The organism is Micromonospora sp. NPDC126480 (assembly GCF_040302465.1).
In the GTDB taxonomy this organism is placed as follows: domain Bacteria; phylum Actinomycetota; class Actinomycetes; order Mycobacteriales; family Micromonosporaceae; genus Micromonospora.
Map to the genome: position 1 here is coordinate 23,444 of NZ_JBEORU010000047.1, position 14,574 is coordinate 38,017.

Consider the following 14,574-nt stretch of genomic DNA (forward strand, 5'->3'; position numbering starts at 1 on the left):
TACCGGGGAGTAGACATGAGTGACGCAGTCATCGTCGGCGCCGTACGCACCCCCGTGGGGCGGCGCAAGGGAAGCCTCGCCGGTGTGCATCCGGTCGATCTCTCGGCGCACGTGCTGCGCTCCCTCGCCGAGCGCACCGGCATCGACCCGGGCCAGGTGGACGACGTCTTCTGGGGGTGCGTCTCCCAGGTCGGCGAGCAGTCGTGGAACATCGCCCGCAACGCCGTCCTGGCCGCCGGCTGGCCCGAGTCGGTCCCCGGCACCACGCTCGACCGGCAGTGCGGGTCCAGCCAGCAGGCGTTGCACTTCGCCGCCGCGACGGTGCTGTCCGGGCAGGCCGATCTGGTCGTGGCGGGCGGTGTCGAGTCGATGACCCGGGTGCCGATGGGCTCCAGCGTGGCCGGCGGCATGCCGTTCAGCGCGGCGATCCTGGAGCGCTACCGGGGCGTCGAGGGTGTCGCCGAGGACAGCCCGCTCCCGTTCAACCAGGGTGTCGGCGCCGAGTTGATCGCCGAGCGGTGGCGCTTCTCCCGCACCCAGCTCGACGAGTTCGCCCTCGCCAGCCACGAGAAGGCCGCCGCCGCGCAGGACGCCGGGGCGTTCGACGCCGAGGTGGCACCGGTCGTGCTCGCCGACGGCAGCAAGTTCAGCGCCGACGAGGGCATCCGCCGGGAGACCTCGCTGGAGAAGCTGGCCGAGCTGCCCACCCCCTTCCGGCCCGACGGCGTGGTCACCGCCGGGTCCGCTTCGCAGATCTCCGACGGCGCGGCGGCGCTCGCGGTCACCACCGCCGAGTGGGCCAGCCGGCACGGTCTGCGCCCGCTGGCCCGCGTCCACACCGCCGTGGTCGCCGCCGACGACCCGGTCGCCATGCTCACCGCCCCCATCCCGGCCACCGCCAAGGCGCTGCGCCGCGCGGGGCTGGGCATCGAGGAGATCGGGGTGTACGAGGTCAACGAGGCGTTCGCCCCGGTGCCGCTGGCCTGGCTCGCGGAGACCGAGGCCGACCCGGAGCGGCTGAACCCGCGCGGCGGCGCGATCGCCCTCGGCCACCCGCTCGGCGGCTCCGGGGCCCGGATCATGACCACGATGCTCGCCCACATGCGCGACAACAACATCCGCTACGGCCTGCAGACCATGTGCGAGGGCGGCGGCATGGCCAACGCGACGATCGTCGAGCTGCTCTGACGCGGGTAATCGGGTCGCCGGCCGGCGCGTCGGCGACCTAGATTGCCCGGCGTGACCACCACTGGCGAACAGCAGACCGACTGGGCCGACCCGCGGTGGGGCGGGACCGCCCTCGACTGGGTAGCGGATCAGCTCCGCCCGCTCGGCCGGCGGGTGACCGGCCCGGTGGAGGCCCGCGTCCGGCCGTGGTCGCTGGTCTGGCGCGTGCCGACCGACGGCGACGACGTCTGGTTCAAGGCCAACAACCCCGGGACCGCGCACGAGGCGGGGCTGCTCGCCGCACTGGCACGGCTGGCGCCGGAGCGGGTGCTGCGACCGATCGGCGTGGACGCCGGACGCGGCTGGTCGCTGCTGCCGGCGGGGGGCGAGTCGCTGCGCGACGTGCTGTCCCGGGACCGGGACCTGTCCCGCTGGGAGCGGGTCCTCCCCGAGTACGCCGAGCTTCAGCTCACCACCGCGCCGCACGCCGACGAGCTGCTCGTCCTGGGCCTGCCCGACCACCGGCCGGAGCGGATGCCCGAGCTGTTCGACGCGTTGCTCGACGACCGGGAGGCCCTGCTGCTCGGCGAGGAGGGCGGGCTCAGCCCCGAGGCGTACGCGCGCCTGCGCGACCACCGCGACCGCTACGCCGAGGACTGCCGGCTGCTCGCCGTCTCCGGGATACCCGCCACCGTGCAGCACGACGACCTGCACGACGGCAACGTCTTCGTCGTGGGCGCCGGCCACCGCTTCTTCGACTGGGGCGACGCCTCGCTCGCGCACCCGTTCGGCACGCTGCTGGTGACGCTGCGGTCCGTCGCGCACTCGTTCGAGCTGCCGCCGGGCGACCCGACGCTGGCGCGGCTGCGCGACGCGTACCTGGAGGCGTGGACCGGCCGCCACGACGGGGCGACCCTGCGGGAGCTGGCCGGAACCGCGATGCGGATCACCACGGTCAGCCGGGCGCTGTCCTGGCGCCGCGCCCTCGACACGGCCGACCCGGCGCGCCGCGAGTACGTCGAGGCGGTGCCGGGCTGGCTGGAGGAACTGCTCGCGCCGAACCCGGGGTAGCGCGGGGTTGTGGACATCGGCCGCGCCGGGCGGGCAGAATCAGCCGGCCGGCGTCGAGTGACGACTGTGGACGCCCGCCGGCCTGTCGATCCGACGAAAACGGGGACCAATGATCTTTCGCACCTCCGGGTGCCGCTCGCGTCGCCTCGCCACCGGTCTCACCGCCGCGTTGGCGACCGCGCTGATCGGGACCACCGCACTCACCGCGCCGCCGACGACCGGCGCCGCTTCCGACTTCCGGCCGGTCGCCGCGGTCACCGGGCCGCAGCCGGGCACCTTCACCGGGTACGCCTTCGACACCTGCACGGCGCCCTCCAGCGCGCAGATGCAGGCCTGGCTGCAGTCGCCGTACCGGGCGGTCGGGGTCTACATCGGTGGGGTCAACCGTGCCTGCGGCCAACCCAACCTGACCCGCGAGTGGGTGGCCGCCCAGCTGGCGGCGGGCTGGCGGATCATCCCGCTGTACGTCGGGTTGCAGGCACCGTGCGCGCCGAACTTCAGCCGGCGCATCGACCCGTCGCTGGCGGAGGCGCAGGGGCGGGCCGAGGCGGACGACGCCGCCACCCAGGCCCGCAACCTGGGCCTCGCGCGGGACAGTGTGCTGATCGTCGACATCGAGGCGTACCCGACGCCCGACCCGGTCTGCACCGACGCGGTGAACCGCTACGTGAGCGCCTGGTCCGCGCGGGTGCACGACAACGGCTTCCTCTCCGGCTACTACAGCAGCCTCTCCTCCGGGGTGGCCGACCAGGTGGCGGCGTACCCCCGGGTTGACCACGTCCGCCCGGACTACCTGGACTTCGCCAAGTGGGACGGGGTGGCGACGGTCGACGACCCGGCCATCCCGGCCGGCTACTGGGCGCCGAAGCGGCGGATGAAGCAGTACCGGGGCGACCACGACGAGACGTGGGGCGGCGTCACCATCAACATCGACTCGAACTACGTCGACTTCGCGACGCTGCCCACCACGTCGACCGGCGACTTCACCGGGAACGGCTGGTCCGACCTGCTGTACGTGGACGGCCTCACCGGCCAGCTCCGCGTCCGCGCCGGCAACGGCACCAGCCTGAACGTCCCGGTCTCCCTCAGCGGCGGCTGGAAGGGCATGGACGCCGTCGTCCGCCCCGGGAACTTCGACCGGGCCGGTGGCGAGGACGTCATCGCCCGCGAGGCCGCGACCGGCAACCTCTGGCTCTATCCCGGCACCGGCTCGGGTGGCCTCGCGTCCCGGATCCGGATCGGCACGGGATGGACCGGCCTGCGGGAGATCACGCCGATCGGTGACCACAACCGGGACGGGTACCCGGACCTGCTGGCGGTGAGCTCGGCCGGAGCGCTCTACCTGTACCCGGGCCGGGGCACCGCATTCGGCAGCCGCATCGTGCTGGCGGCCAGCGGGTGGGGCGCCATGGACGAGCTGACCGGTGGGCCGGACCTCGACGGTGACGGCCAGGTCGACCTGATCGCCCGGAAGAAGAGCACCGGCGAGCTGTACCGGTACCCGGTGAGCACGGCGGGGAAGCTCGGTTCGCCGGTCCGGGTCGGCAGTGGCTTCGCCGGCAAGCGGGACCTGGTCCGCGTCGGTGACTTCGACCGCGACGGCCGCGCCGACCTGATGGCGCTGGACGCACGGACCGGCACGCTCGACCGCTACAGCTGGTCGGGCAGCGGGTGGTCGGCACCGGTCCGGGTCGGCAACCGGTGGACCACGGTGCAGCGTCCCCTTCTCTAGGGCGGTCGGAGCGGTACGCCCGCCGTCGCACTGTCGGTGCGACGGCGGGCGTGGAACTTGCAAATTGCGCTCTGCAGGCCGCGTCACCGTCGGGCAGACGTCGTTGGGCAGAGCATGGACGTCTTCTCCCGAACGTTCCTCCCGGCCGCCGCCGAGGCCGGTCTCGCGACCCAGACCGCCACCCGGCACATGCCGGTCTTCCGCCGCTGCGTCGGATCCGGCGACGCCACCATCCTGGTCACCCGGTGCAGCCGCCCGGACCGGTCGACGACCGGTGAGTACCTGCTGCTGCTGACCCACCGGCGGCTGGTCGTCACCCAGCAGACGCGGGTGCTGCACCGGCTGCGCCTGCACCTCAACACCGAACTGCGGGAACTCAGCAACGTCACCTGGAGCCCGGATCCCCGCCTGCACTCGATCGAGCTGGCCGCCACCGCCATCGACGGCGTACGGGAGCGGTTCCTCATCCGTGCCCGGCACCCGAAGCAGGTGTGGCAGCTCGACGCGCTGCTCAACCACGCCTTCCGCACCCGCGTACGCACCTCGCGCGAGCGGCTGGTCGCCACGATCGGCGACGCCGCCGCGGCGGCCGCCCGGTCCGCCGCGTTCCGGCCCGTCGTCGTGCGCTGACCGCTTCCTTACCGAACCCGAACACGTACCGGACACTCCGGCGCCGTCCCGGTCGGCCATCATGGGCCGGTGACCGCCGACGCGCCGCCCCGCGGGCTCGTCCTCGTCGTGGAGGACGAGCCGGCCATCGCCGATCTGGTCCGGCTCTACCTGGCCCGGGACGGCTTCGGCGTACACCTGGAACGCGACGGCGAAGCCGGCCTCGCCGCCGCCCGCCGGCTGCGCCCGGTGGCCTGCGTCCTCGACATCGCCCTGCCCCACCTGCCGGGCACCGAGGTCTGCCGCCGGTTGCGCGAGGCGGGCGACTGGACGCCGGTCATCTTCCTCACCGCCCGCGACGACGAGGTGGACCGCGTCGTCGGGCTCGAACTCGGTGCCGACGACTACGTCACGAAGCCCTTCAGCCCGCGTGAACTGGTGGCCCGCGTCCGGGCGGTCCTGCGCCGCGCGGCCGGCCCGCCCGGCGGCCGGCCGCGCACGGTCGGCGCGGTCACGCTCGACCCGGACCGCCGGACGGTGACCGCGGCCGGCGTCCCGGTCCAGTTGACCTCGACCGAGTTCGACCTGCTGGCCCACCTCATGGCCCGACCCGGCCGGGTCTTCACCCGGGAGGAACTGCTCGCCGGCGTCTGGGGGTACGCCGCGCACGCCGGCACCCGCACGGTGGACGTGCACGTGGCGCAGGTACGCGCGAAGCTCGGCGAAGCGAGCATGATCCGCACCCACCGGGGCGTGGGGTACGCCGCCGATGCGTGACCACCCGGCCGACCAGCCGACCGTGGCGTTGCCGCTGGCCGGCACGTGGCCGCTACCGCGTACCCGGTCGGGCCGGACGCTGACCACCCGTGCGGTGCTGGTGACCTGCGCGGTCGCGATGGTGTCGGTGCTGGTCACCGCGATCGTCGCGGTGCCCCTGGCGGTCCGTGGTGTGGAGCGCCGGGACCAGCAGGCACTTGCCGCCGAGGCCCGCGTCGCCGCCGAGGCGCTGCGCAGCCGGCTGGACACCCGGCGGGTCGCCGACGAGCAGCGCCTGATCCGGCAACTGCGGGCGCAGGGCGTCGAGGCGTACCTGATCCGAGGCGGCGTGGCCGACCGGCCGGGCCTGCCGTCCGGGGTCGTGCAGCGGATCGCCGAGGGACGGGACGTCTCCGGTCGCCGCCCGGTCGCCGGGCGCCCGGCCCTCGTCGAAGGGCGGGCGTTGCCGGGCGGCGACGGGGTGGTGCTCGCCCGGGCCGTGTCGCGGGGCGGCGTGTGGCGGGCGGTCGTGCGGGGACTCTGGCTGCCGTTGCTGGCCGGGCTGGCGGCCGGCGTGGCCGCCGGTCTGCTGCTCGCCCGCCGCCTGGCCCGGCCGATCCGCCGGGCGGCGGACGCCGCGACCCGGCTGCGGGCCGGTGAACGCGCGATCCGGGTGCCGGTGGAGCCTCCCGACGAGGTGGCGGACCTGGCGGAGGCGCTCAACGGGCTGGCGGCAGCGCTCGCCACCAGCGAGGGGCGGCAACGGGAGTTCCTGCTCTCCGTCTCGCACGAGCTGCGGACGCCGTTGACCGCGATCCGGGGGTACGCGGAGGCCCTCGCCGACGGCGTGCTCGGGCCGGATGACTTGACCGCCACCGGGCGCACCGTGCTCGCGGAGGCGGAGCACCTGGACCGGCTGGTCAGCGACCTGCTGGCCCTGGCCCGGCTGGAAGCCGCCGACTTCCCGCTGGATCCGGCGCCGGTCGACCTGACGCGGCTGGTCGCGGACGCGGAGCGGACGTGGGCGGCCCGGTGCGCCGCCGCGGGGGTGGTGTTCCGGGTCGAGGTGCCGGACCGGCCGGTGCCCGCGTACACCGATCCGGGGCGCATCCGGCAGGTGCTGGACGGGTTGTTGGAGAACGCGCTGCGGGTCGTACCGTCGGGGGCGCCGGTGGTGCTCGCGGCCCGGCCGGCGGGTCCGGACCCGGCCGCCGGCGGTGTCATCGAGGTCCGGGACGGTGGACCGGGCCTGACCGACGACGACCTCGCGGTGGCCTTCGAGCGCGGTGCCCTGCACCAGCGGTACCGGGGGGTGCGCACGGTCGGCAGCGGCCTGGGGCTGGCGCTCGCCGCGGGCCTGGTCCGACGGCTCGGCGGGGAGATCGCCGCCGGGCACGCGCCGGAGGGCGGGGCGGCGTTCCACGTCCGGTTGCCCCCGGATCCTTACCGGACCCGAACATCGGCCTGACGGTCCGCTCGCCGGTCGCGGGCAGGCTTGGCGCAACCGGACGGAACAAGAGGGAGACACCATGGCACGTTGGGGAATCGCCACCACCGCCCTGCTCGCGGCGGTCGCGCTGGGGGTCGGCGGTTGCGGTCCGGCACCGGTGACCAGCGCCCAGAGCGAGGTCGCGGCCGTCGACGTCACCGCGGCGATGGGTGCGGAGGGCCTGGCCCTCGCCGCGCTGGGCTTCGACCCGGCCGAGCTGGACGTGACGACCCTCGCCGCCCCGGCCTCGCCGCAGGCGTCGCCGGGCGGGGAGAAGCCGCGGCGGGAGCGCGCCGAGGAACGCCGGGAGCGCCGGCAGGCCCGCGTGCTGCTGCGGCGGAACATGCTGCACGGCGAGGCGGTGGTGCAGACGAAGGACGGTACGCGGACGGTGGCCGTCCAGCGCGGTGAGGTGACCGCGATCGACGGCCGGACGATGACCGTGAAGTCGTCCGACGGCTTCACCATGAACTGGACGTTCGGCCCGGAGCTGCGGGTGCTGGAGCGGCGCGACACGGTCCAGCCGGAGGCCGTCGAGGTGGGTCGGGCGATCGGCGTCGCCGGCTTCAAGGACGGCGAGAGCGGAACCGCCCGCCTCATCCTGCTGAAGTGAAAGGAAGGGCCCCTTGTTAACGCCTCGCGTTGTACAAGGGGCCCCTCTTAACAGCACCCGGTCCGCACCTCAGTAGACGCGCGAGCCGATCCAGTCGTCGTGGCCGTAGCCGACCGGGTTGGCGAAGGACCGGGACTCGAACGCCCACTGCTGGCGGCTGCTGGTGGAGCAGTTCGCCAACCGCAGCCGCGGAGTGCCGAACAACGGGTTGTCGAACGCCAGGCAGAGGTTGCTGTTGCCGGCCGGCTTGATCTGCGAGCCGCTGAAGACGAACTTCTGGTTGGCGCCGCCGTGGCAGTCGTAGATGTTCACCGCCGTGCCGGAGGTGAGCGATCCGCCGGACACGTCGAGGCACCGGTCGTGGGACAGCTCCGAGTGCAGCGACTGGCGCGTCGCGTCGTACCAGAAGCCCTGGTTACGACCACCGTGGCAGCCGTACGACTGCTGGACGGTGCCCTTGCGCGAGTCGTACCCCTTGCCGTCCACACAGGTTCCGGTGGCCGCGTTGCGCAGCTGCCGGAACTCGAACAGTCCGGAGTAGAGGACGCCGTTGCCGGTGCTGGCCGGGTCGACGCACGTCGCCTGTGCCTGCCCGCTGTTCCAGAACTGGGTGATGCACTGGGCGAACATGCCGTGGCCGCGGTAGTTCGGGTGGAACGACTGGCGGGCCGCGTTCTCGTCCCAGATGCCGACTTCGATGTAGAGGCCGCGCACCGCCGTCACGTCCATGCACACCTCGTGGCCGTGGAAGAGGCGGCTCGCGTCCAGGTAACGGGTGCCGGTGTTGGCGGCCGCCGCCCGCAGTGCCCGCTCGAACAGCGGCACCGCCTTGTTCCGGGCGAACGCCATGTCGGCGAGGTAGAGCAGGCAACCGCCGGAGTACCAGCCGGGGAAGTTCGGGTTGTCCTCGACGTCGGGGCTGCCGGGGCTCGGGTACGACATGAGCACCAGTTCGTAGTCCGACGTGAGGTACCCGGCCCGCGTCATGGTCTGCCGGATGTCGCGTAGCGCGTCCTCGACGGCGCGCCGGCTGCCGTCGGTGCGGACCGTCCACTGGTCGGTGTAGGTGGGCCAGCACGGGCCCTGGAAGAAGACCCGGCGGACGGCGCAGTCGGTGGCGACCGGGCCGAACTGGATGGTGCCGTCGCCGTTGGCGCCGACCACGACCCAGATCAGCTTGATGTGGGTGTTGCGCGCCTTGATGGCGAGGTGGTCGCCCTGGTTGAGCTCGTTGTGCTGGGTCGGGCCACCGGCGATGAGGTTCCACGGGGTGGCTCCCGAGCAGGCGATGTTGTACCGCTCGTCGGCGGCGATGCCGGTGCGGAACACCGCCTGGTCGTACGAGCGGTCGCACCAGTTGCCGGGTTGGTGCGTGCCGGGGATGTAGTTCCCGACGCCTTCTCCGGAGATCTCGCTGTCGCCCATGGTGATCAGCGCGGTACGGCGCTGCTCGATGGGTCGGATGCCGGGAGAGCCGTAGAGAGCGGTGGCCTCGCTCGCGCGGATGGACTCGAGGTGGGCGGGGAGTGGTTGGACGGGCGGACGGTCGGCAGCGCCGGCGGCGGTGGCCGGCAGGCCGAGCATCGGGAGGATGAGCGCGGTGGCGATCATGGCGGTGAGGGCCCGCCGTCTGGTCGTCCGTGCGCGCCTGGGGTTGCCAAGCATCGACGCACTCCTTTCGGCTCGATCGCGGGACGTCGATCGAGTTACCGGAAGGTAACGCGACTTATTCAATGATGTGAATAGTTCTCAGAATGGTTGCGCGCGGAATGCGGAACCGGACGATCCGGACGGGCGTCGGCCCGGCACCGGCGGCGGAGGCCCCGGCGACCCGTCGTCCACCACCTCCGAGCCGGCCGCCGGGTCGCCGGGCTGGGCATCTGGATCAGCGGACCGGGGTACGCTATGGCGTCGTATTGTCCGTTCTCCAGGAGAATTCCGTGAAGCTCTCGATCCTCATGCCGGTCTACAACGAGGAAGAACGCATCGCGGACGCCCTGAAGCAGGCTCTCGCGGTCGACTACCCGTGCGAGATCGAGCTGGTCGTGGTGGACGACGGCAGCCGGGACGGCACCGGGGAGATCCTCGGTCGGGCCGACGACTCCCGGGTGCGCGTCATCACCCATCCCCGCAACGCCGGCAAGGGCGCGGCCATCCGGACCGCGGTCGACAACGCCGACGGTGAGTACATGGTCGTTCTCGACGCCGACCTCGAGTACGACCCGCAGGACATCCCGAAGCTGCTCGCGCCGGTCCTCGACGGCCGCGCCAAGGTCGTCTACGGCAATCGCACGTTCGGCAGCCACAGCGCGTACAGCTTCTGGTACGTGATGGGCAACAAGGGTGTCACGATGGCCGCGAACGTCCTGTTCAACTCCTACATCGGTGACCTGGAGACCTGCTTCAAGCTGATGCCGGTGGAGCTGTACCGCTCCCTGGGGATCCGCTCGCGCGGCTTCGGCATGGAGGCCGAGGTGACCGGCAAGCTGCTGCGCCGCCGGATCCGCCCGTACGAGGTCCCGATCAGCTACCGCGCCCGCGGTCGCGAGGAGGGCAAGAAGATCACCTGGAAGGACGGCGTCGAGGCGCTCTGGATCCTCGGCCGGGAGCGGACCCGGCGCCGCCCTGCGGGTGTCCCCGCCCCCTGAAGAGCCGACCGCCGCTCAGACCAGCGCCGGTGACAGGAAGTCCGCCACCGACCGCCGCAGCCCCGCCGCGTCCAACCCGTGCCAGCGGGTGTGGTCGTCGGCCGACCCGTACCGCCGTAGTTCCTGCCGCCCGACGCCGAGAGTCAACAGCCGATGCGCGCGGTCGGCCAGCGCGGCCGTGACCACCCGGCTCGACGTACCGGCCAGGTAGGGCTCGACCAGGATCACGTCCCGGCCGGCCAGCGCCCGCAGCCCGGCGACGTCGAACGGTCGCGGCCGGTTCGTGTACGCCACCGTGACCGGCAGATCGGTCACCCCGGCCAGCGCCGCGTCCAGGGTCGGCCCGACCGCCACCAGCAGCGCCGCCCCGGGTCCGGCGTCCCGCACCAGTTGGAGCGCGCCGTCGCCGCCGCGCGTCCGGTCGTTGTGCAGCACCGACAGCCGCAGGTACGCGGAGGTGTCCGTGCCCACCGCGGCGCGCAGCAGCCCCGCCACCTCGGCGGGGTGCCCGGGAACGTGCACGGCCCAGTCGTGCAGGGTGTCGATCAGCGCGACGTCGGCCGGCGACAGGTGGGTACGCCCGGCGGCCGCCCGGTCGTACGAGGCGCCGACGCTCACCAGCACCGCGCCTGCACCCTGGTGGTCGAGGTCGAGCTTGAGCTGTTCGTACGCGCGCTCGACGAGGAAGGGCGCGTAGCTGTGCACGATCGGCCGCAGCCCGGTCAGCGCCAGCCCGCCGGCCACCCCGACCATCAGCTGTTCCCGGATTCCGACGTTGAGCACCCGGTCGGGGTGGCGGGCCGCGGCCGGCGCGAACGCAGCGGCGGAGATGTCGGCCAGCACCAGCGCCGTACGCGGGTCCTCGGCCAGCAGTGCGGTCGTGGTGTCGATGAAGGTGTCGCGCACGGTCACTCCCCGGAGTCGACGACCGCGACGACGACGTGCGGCCGGTGGTTGTCGTGCCCGGTCAGGGCGCGGTGCAGGGCTTCCTGGTCGCGGCCGTCGACGGTGGCGGCGGTCCAGCCGTTGACGGTGAACCGGGCCGCCACGCCACCCGGCCATCCGTGCGTGGCGGAGGAGTTGTCGACCACGATCGCGGTGAGGTTGGCCAGGCCGGTGACGCCCGCGTACGCGATCGCCTCGTGGTTGGAGCCCTCGTCCAGTTCGGCGTCGCCGAGCAGCACGTACACGCGCGGGTCCAGCAGGTCCTGGGCGCGCAGCCCGAGCGCGGTGCCGACGCCCAGACCGAGGCCGTGGCCGAGCGACCCGGAGCCGATCTCCACTCCGGGTACGAGCAGCCGGTCGGGGTGGTCGCCGAGCCGGCTCGTCGGACCGCCCTGGTCGTCGAGCCAGGCGAGGGGGATGAACCCCTTCGCGGCGAGCACCGCGTAGTAGCCGGCGACCGCGTGCCCCTTGGAGAGCAGGAAGCGGTCCCGCTCCGGGTCGTCGACCGTATCGGGGCTGACCCGCAGGATCCGGTTGTACAGCACCCGGAGCACGTCGAGGGTCGAGTAGACGTTCGCGCCGAAGTCCCGGCCGGCCCGGATGCGTTCCAGCAGCGGCGCGACCGGGTGGTGGCCGTCGAGCGGCGACATCGGGCGCCGGCCGTCGAGCGGCGCGGCGGCCTCGGCGAGTGTGGTTGTGGTGGCGAGTGAAGACATGCGGATAGCCTGCAAGTTGAACCCAACTTCAACTCAAGGCGACGTGATGCAGGAGCCACTGACCATCGGCCAGCTCTCCGAGCGCAGCGGGGTGGCGCCCTCCGCGCTGCGCTACTACGAGCGGCTCGGGCTGATCCGGGCCGAGCGCACCGGCGGCAACCAGCGCCGGTACGCCCGGACCGAGTTGCGCCGGGTGGCGTTCATCCGGATCTCGCAGCAGGTCGGCATCTCGCTTGACGAGATCCGTGCGGCGCTTGACTCGCTGCCCGCCTCGCGTACCCCGACGCCGGAGGACTGGTCCCGGCTCTCGCGCGCCTGGCGCGACCAGCTCGACCAGAAGATCACGCTCCTGACCCGGTTGCGCGACGACCTCGACGGCTGCATCGGCTGCGGGTGCCTCTCGCTGCGGCGCTGCACGCTCTACAACCCGGGCGACGCGCTGGCCGCCGAGGGGGCCGGGCCGCGCCGGGTCTAGCCTCCCGCCATCGGACCGTGGGACGGAAGCAGCAGCACCTTCCCGACGTGCCCGCTGGACTCCACGAGGCGGTGCGCCGCGGCGGCGTCCGCCATGGGCAGCCGCCGGTCCACGACCGGGCGGATCTTCCCCGCTTCGACAAGCGGCCACACCTGCTCGCGTACCCCCCGCACGATCTCCGCCTTCTCCGCCGTCGGCCGGGCGCGCAGCGCGGTGGCGGCCACCGTCGCCCGCTTCGCCAGCAGCGCGCCGAGATCCAGCTCACCCTTCCGGCCGCCTTGCAGGCCGATCACCACGAGCCGGCCGCCGGTGGCCAGCGCGGCCACGTTCCGCCCCAGGTAGGAGGCGCCCATGATGTCGAGGATCACGTCCGCGCCCCGGCCCGCGGTGACCCGCCGGACCTCCTCGACGAAGTCCTGCTCCTGGTAGTCGATCGCGTGCGCGGCCCCCAGCTCGCGCAGCCGGTCGTGCTTCGCCGACCGGGCGGTCACCACGACCGTCGCCCCGAGCGCCGACCCGAGCTGGATCGCGAGGGTGCCGATCCCGCTGCCCCCGCCATGCACCAGCAGCGTCTCCCCGCTGCTCAACCTGGCCAGCTGCACCACGTTCGACCAGACGGTGCAGGTCACCTCGGGCAGGGCCGCCGCGTCGACAGGGTCCACCCCCGCCGGCACCGGCAGGAGTTGACCGGCCGGCACGGCGACGCGCTCCGCGTACCCGCCGCCGGCCAGCAGCGCGCAGACCTCCTGGCCGACCACCCACCCGGTCACGTCGGGGCCGGTCGCGCTGACCACGCCCGAGACCTCCAGACCGGGGTACGCGGGCGCGCCCGCCGGTGGCGGGTAGTGCCCCTGCCGCTGCAGCAGGTCGGCGCGGTTGACGCCGGCGGCCCGCACGTCGACCACCACCTCGCCCGGGCCGGGCTCCGGATCCGGCACCTCCGCCCAGACGAGTGCGTCGGGTCCACCGGGCTCCGGGATCGTGATCGCGCGCATGGTCCCTGTCTACCCGACGCCCCCGCACCTCGGCAGGCCATCCCGGCCGGAGCCACTGTGGACCTGCTGGGCGTGCCTGCTCACGTGGCGGGCGGCCGTGGCAGACTAGGCACGGTCGCGTCCCCCCCGGGGGTGCGGCCCGGGAGGGTTCGCCTAGTGGCCGATGGCGCTGGTCTTGAAAACCGGTAGGGCGGCAACGTCCTCGTGGGTTCGAATCCCACACCCTCCGCTCCCCATGGCAAGCTCCTGTTGCATGATCGATGATTTCGCGAAGGACCACCTGCACGGCCAGCTGAGGCGGATCCGTGAGGTGCTGGTCTGGAAGCTCGATGGCCTGTCCGAGTACGACGTCCGTCGTCCTCTGACAGTGACGGGGACAAATCTTCTCGGCCTGGTCAAGCACGTGGCGACCTGCGAGGCGTGGTACTTCGGCGAGATCTTCGACCGCCCGTTCCCGGAGCCGCTGCAGCGATGGCAGGACGCGGACGGCAGCGACCTGTGGGTGACCCCGGACGAGAGCCGCGAACAGATAATCGGTTTCTATCGGCGCGCCTGGGAACATGCGGACGCGACGATCAAGGAGCTTCCCGTCGACGCGCCCGGCCACGTGCCGTGGTGGCCGCGCCCCGACGTCAAGCTGTTCAACGTCATGGTCCACGTCCTTCAGGACACCACCCGGCATGCCGGGCACGCCGACATCCTGCGCGAGCAGCTCGACGGCCGGACCGGGGTGCGGGCGGAGTACGAGGAACAGATCGACACGGCGGCCCGCGAGGCCTACCGGGCGAAGGTCGAGCGGGCTGCCCGGGCGGCAGCTGACGGCGGATGACGCCTTCGGCGCGTCGTGCCGCTCAGCGCCTGTGCTGCTTGACGGCGCTCACGAATGCCGACCACGCCTCCGGGGCGAATCGCAGGGCCGGACCGGCCTGGTCCTTGCTGTCGCGTACGCCGACGATGCCGGGCAGGTTGTCGGCGATCTCCACGCAGTTGCCGCCGCTGCCGCCGCTGCGGGTGCTCTTGCGCCAGACGGCACCGGCCAGGTCACTCATGAGCGCTCCTCGATGATCAAGTTGATCATTTTCTCTGATTCTGCCTCATCGGACGCGAGCGCTTCCAGGTCGGACCAGACCGAGTTCGGCGGGCGCCGGTGTCCCTGGCGCTCTACCTGGGTTCGTACTTCGCGTCGGCCGCCCAGGACCTGACCTGGGTGCCGGCCGGTGTACTGCACGCCCGGTTCCTCGGTTGGAGGACGCGGCGGTGCGAGTCAGACATCCCATGTCGTTGGGGCGTCAAGCGGCGGCGGGTTGGGTGCGGTGGGCCCAGGCGGTGGTTTCGTCGTAGTGGGTGCCGGTTTTGAG

General features: G+C 73.0%; 16 protein-coding genes and 1 tRNA gene. 11 read left to right on the top strand and 6 right to left on the bottom strand.

The window, feature by feature from the left end:
• The first annotated feature begins 15 nt into the window (after positions 1–15).
• The 7 genes from ABTW87_RS29075 (at position 16) to ABTW87_RS29105 (ending at position 7,437) form a co-directional block, all read left to right on the top strand.
• A complete protein-coding gene (locus tag ABTW87_RS29075) occupies positions 16–1,188 on the top strand; it encodes a thiolase family protein (protein ID WP_350654507.1) in 1,173 nt (390 codons plus the stop codon).
• Positions 1,189–1,239: 51 nt separating this feature from the next.
• Entirely contained in the window at positions 1,240–2,238 is a 999-nt protein-coding gene (locus ABTW87_RS29080; RefSeq protein WP_350654509.1) for a phosphotransferase, read from the top strand.
• Between the two features lie 109 nt (positions 2,239–2,347).
• Positions 2,348–3,970 carry a glycoside hydrolase domain-containing protein gene (locus ABTW87_RS29085; RefSeq protein WP_350654511.1) on the top strand — a complete coding sequence of 541 codons (1,623 nt, stop codon included), beginning with the start codon at positions 2,348–2,350 and terminating at the stop codon, positions 3,968–3,970.
• Positions 3,971–4,084: 114 nt separating this feature from the next.
• Positions 4,085–4,600, top strand: coding sequence for a hypothetical protein (locus tag ABTW87_RS29090; protein WP_350654513.1), 516 nt, complete (start codon positions 4,085–4,087; stop codon positions 4,598–4,600).
• A gap of 69 nt (positions 4,601–4,669) precedes the next feature.
• Positions 4,670–5,356, top strand: coding sequence for a response regulator transcription factor (locus ABTW87_RS29095; protein ID WP_350654514.1), 687 nt, complete (start codon positions 4,670–4,672; stop codon positions 5,354–5,356).
• Positions 5,349–6,803: a sensor histidine kinase gene (locus ABTW87_RS29100; RefSeq protein ID WP_350654515.1), complete on the top strand. Its 1,455-nt coding sequence runs from the start codon at positions 5,349–5,351 to the stop codon at positions 6,801–6,803. The genes ABTW87_RS29095 and ABTW87_RS29100 overlap by 8 nt, the downstream gene beginning before the upstream one ends.
• 61 nt (positions 6,804–6,864) lie before the next feature.
• On the top strand, positions 6,865–7,437 hold the full coding sequence (locus ABTW87_RS29105) for a hypothetical protein (protein ID WP_350654516.1): 573 nt from the start codon (positions 6,865–6,867) through the stop codon (positions 7,435–7,437).
• Between the two features lie 69 nt (positions 7,438–7,506).
• Here ABTW87_RS29105 and ABTW87_RS29110 read toward each other — a convergent pair whose 3' ends face one another.
• Positions 7,507–9,102, bottom strand: coding sequence for a ricin-type beta-trefoil lectin domain protein (locus tag ABTW87_RS29110; protein WP_350654518.1), 1,596 nt, complete (start codon positions 9,100–9,102; stop codon positions 7,507–7,509).
• Positions 9,103–9,377: 275 nt separating this feature from the next.
• Here ABTW87_RS29110 and ABTW87_RS29115 point away from each other — a divergent pair, with 275 nt between their 5' ends.
• Positions 9,378–10,085: a glycosyltransferase family 2 protein gene (locus tag ABTW87_RS29115; protein WP_350654519.1), complete on the top strand. Its 708-nt coding sequence runs from the start codon at positions 9,378–9,380 to the stop codon at positions 10,083–10,085.
• Positions 10,086–10,100: 15 nt separating this feature from the next.
• On the opposite strand, the gene ABTW87_RS29120 is transcribed toward ABTW87_RS29115, so the two are convergent.
• Positions 10,101–10,991 (bottom strand): transketolase family protein, encoded by an 891-nt coding sequence (locus ABTW87_RS29120; protein WP_350654520.1) that lies wholly within the window; start codon positions 10,989–10,991, stop codon positions 10,101–10,103.
• Positions 10,992–10,993: 2 nt separating this feature from the next.
• Positions 10,994–11,746: a thiamine pyrophosphate-binding protein gene (locus ABTW87_RS29125; RefSeq protein ID WP_350654522.1), complete on the bottom strand. Its 753-nt coding sequence runs from the start codon at positions 11,744–11,746 to the stop codon at positions 10,994–10,996.
• A 46-nt stretch (positions 11,747–11,792) separates the two neighbouring features.
• Between ABTW87_RS29125 and soxR the strand changes: the two genes are divergently transcribed.
• A complete protein-coding gene (gene soxR, locus ABTW87_RS29130) occupies positions 11,793–12,221 on the top strand; it encodes a redox-sensitive transcriptional activator SoxR (RefSeq protein ID WP_350654523.1) in 429 nt (142 codons plus the stop codon).
• Here soxR and ABTW87_RS29135 read toward each other — a convergent pair.
• Positions 12,218–13,216 (bottom strand): NAD(P)H-quinone oxidoreductase, encoded by a 999-nt coding sequence (locus ABTW87_RS29135; protein WP_350654524.1) that lies wholly within the window; start codon positions 13,214–13,216, stop codon positions 12,218–12,220. The two genes, soxR and ABTW87_RS29135, sit on opposite strands and share 4 nt — an antisense overlap.
• Positions 13,217–13,358: 142 nt before the next feature.
• On the opposite strand from ABTW87_RS29135, the gene ABTW87_RS29140 reads away from it, so the two are divergent.
• Together ABTW87_RS29140 and ABTW87_RS29145 are read left to right on the top strand one after the other, a co-directional pair.
• Positions 13,359–13,445 (top strand) — tRNA-Ser (locus ABTW87_RS29140).
• Between the two features lie 24 nt (positions 13,446–13,469).
• Positions 13,470–14,045, top strand: coding sequence for a DinB family protein (locus ABTW87_RS29145; RefSeq protein WP_350654526.1), 576 nt, complete (start codon positions 13,470–13,472; stop codon positions 14,043–14,045).
• Between the two features lie 22 nt (positions 14,046–14,067).
• On the opposite strand, the gene ABTW87_RS29150 is transcribed toward ABTW87_RS29145, so the two are convergent.
• Both ABTW87_RS29150 and ABTW87_RS29155 read right to left on the bottom strand, forming a co-directional pair.
• Positions 14,068–14,265: a DUF397 domain-containing protein gene (locus tag ABTW87_RS29150; protein WP_350654527.1), complete on the bottom strand. Its 198-nt coding sequence runs from the start codon at positions 14,263–14,265 to the stop codon at positions 14,068–14,070.
• Positions 14,262–14,444, bottom strand: a complete 183-nt coding sequence (locus ABTW87_RS29155; protein WP_350654528.1) for a hypothetical protein — start codon at positions 14,442–14,444, stop codon at positions 14,262–14,264. Before ABTW87_RS29155 ends, ABTW87_RS29150 begins: the two co-directional genes overlap by 4 nt.
• Positions 14,445–14,574: the final 130 nt, after the last annotated feature.

What these genes read in the sequence shown, in the direction of transcription:
- ABTW87_RS29075 (WP_350654507.1), top strand. Translation starts at nt 16, where the DNA reads ATGAGTGACGCAGTCATCGTCGGCGCCGTACGCACCCCCGTGGGGCGG.
- ABTW87_RS29085 (WP_350654511.1), top strand. Translation starts at nt 2,348, where the DNA reads ATGATCTTTCGCACCTCCGGGTGCCGCTCGCGTCGCCTCGCCACCGGT.
- ABTW87_RS29090 (WP_350654513.1), top strand. Translation starts at nt 4,085, where the DNA reads ATGGACGTCTTCTCCCGAACGTTCCTCCCGGCCGCCGCCGAGGCCGGT.
- ABTW87_RS29100 (WP_350654515.1), top strand. Translation starts at nt 5,349, where the DNA reads ATGCGTGACCACCCGGCCGACCAGCCGACCGTGGCGTTGCCGCTGGCC.
- ABTW87_RS29105 (WP_350654516.1), top strand. Translation starts at nt 6,865, where the DNA reads ATGGCACGTTGGGGAATCGCCACCACCGCCCTGCTCGCGGCGGTCGCG.
- ABTW87_RS29110 (WP_350654518.1), bottom strand. Translation starts at nt 9,102, where the DNA reads ATGCTTGGCAACCCCAGGCGCGCACGGACGACCAGACGGCGGGCCCTC.
- ABTW87_RS29125 (WP_350654522.1), bottom strand. Translation starts at nt 11,746, where the DNA reads ATGTCTTCACTCGCCACCACAACCACACTCGCCGAGGCCGCCGCGCCG.
- soxR (WP_350654523.1), top strand. Translation starts at nt 11,793, where the DNA reads ATGCAGGAGCCACTGACCATCGGCCAGCTCTCCGAGCGCAGCGGGGTG.
- ABTW87_RS29135 (WP_350654524.1), bottom strand. Translation starts at nt 13,216, where the DNA reads ATGCGCGCGATCACGATCCCGGAGCCCGGTGGACCCGACGCACTCGTC.
- ABTW87_RS29145 (WP_350654526.1), top strand. Translation starts at nt 13,470, where the DNA reads ATGATCGATGATTTCGCGAAGGACCACCTGCACGGCCAGCTGAGGCGG.
- ABTW87_RS29150 (WP_350654527.1), bottom strand. Translation starts at nt 14,265, where the DNA reads ATGAGTGACCTGGCCGGTGCCGTCTGGCGCAAGAGCACCCGCAGCGGC.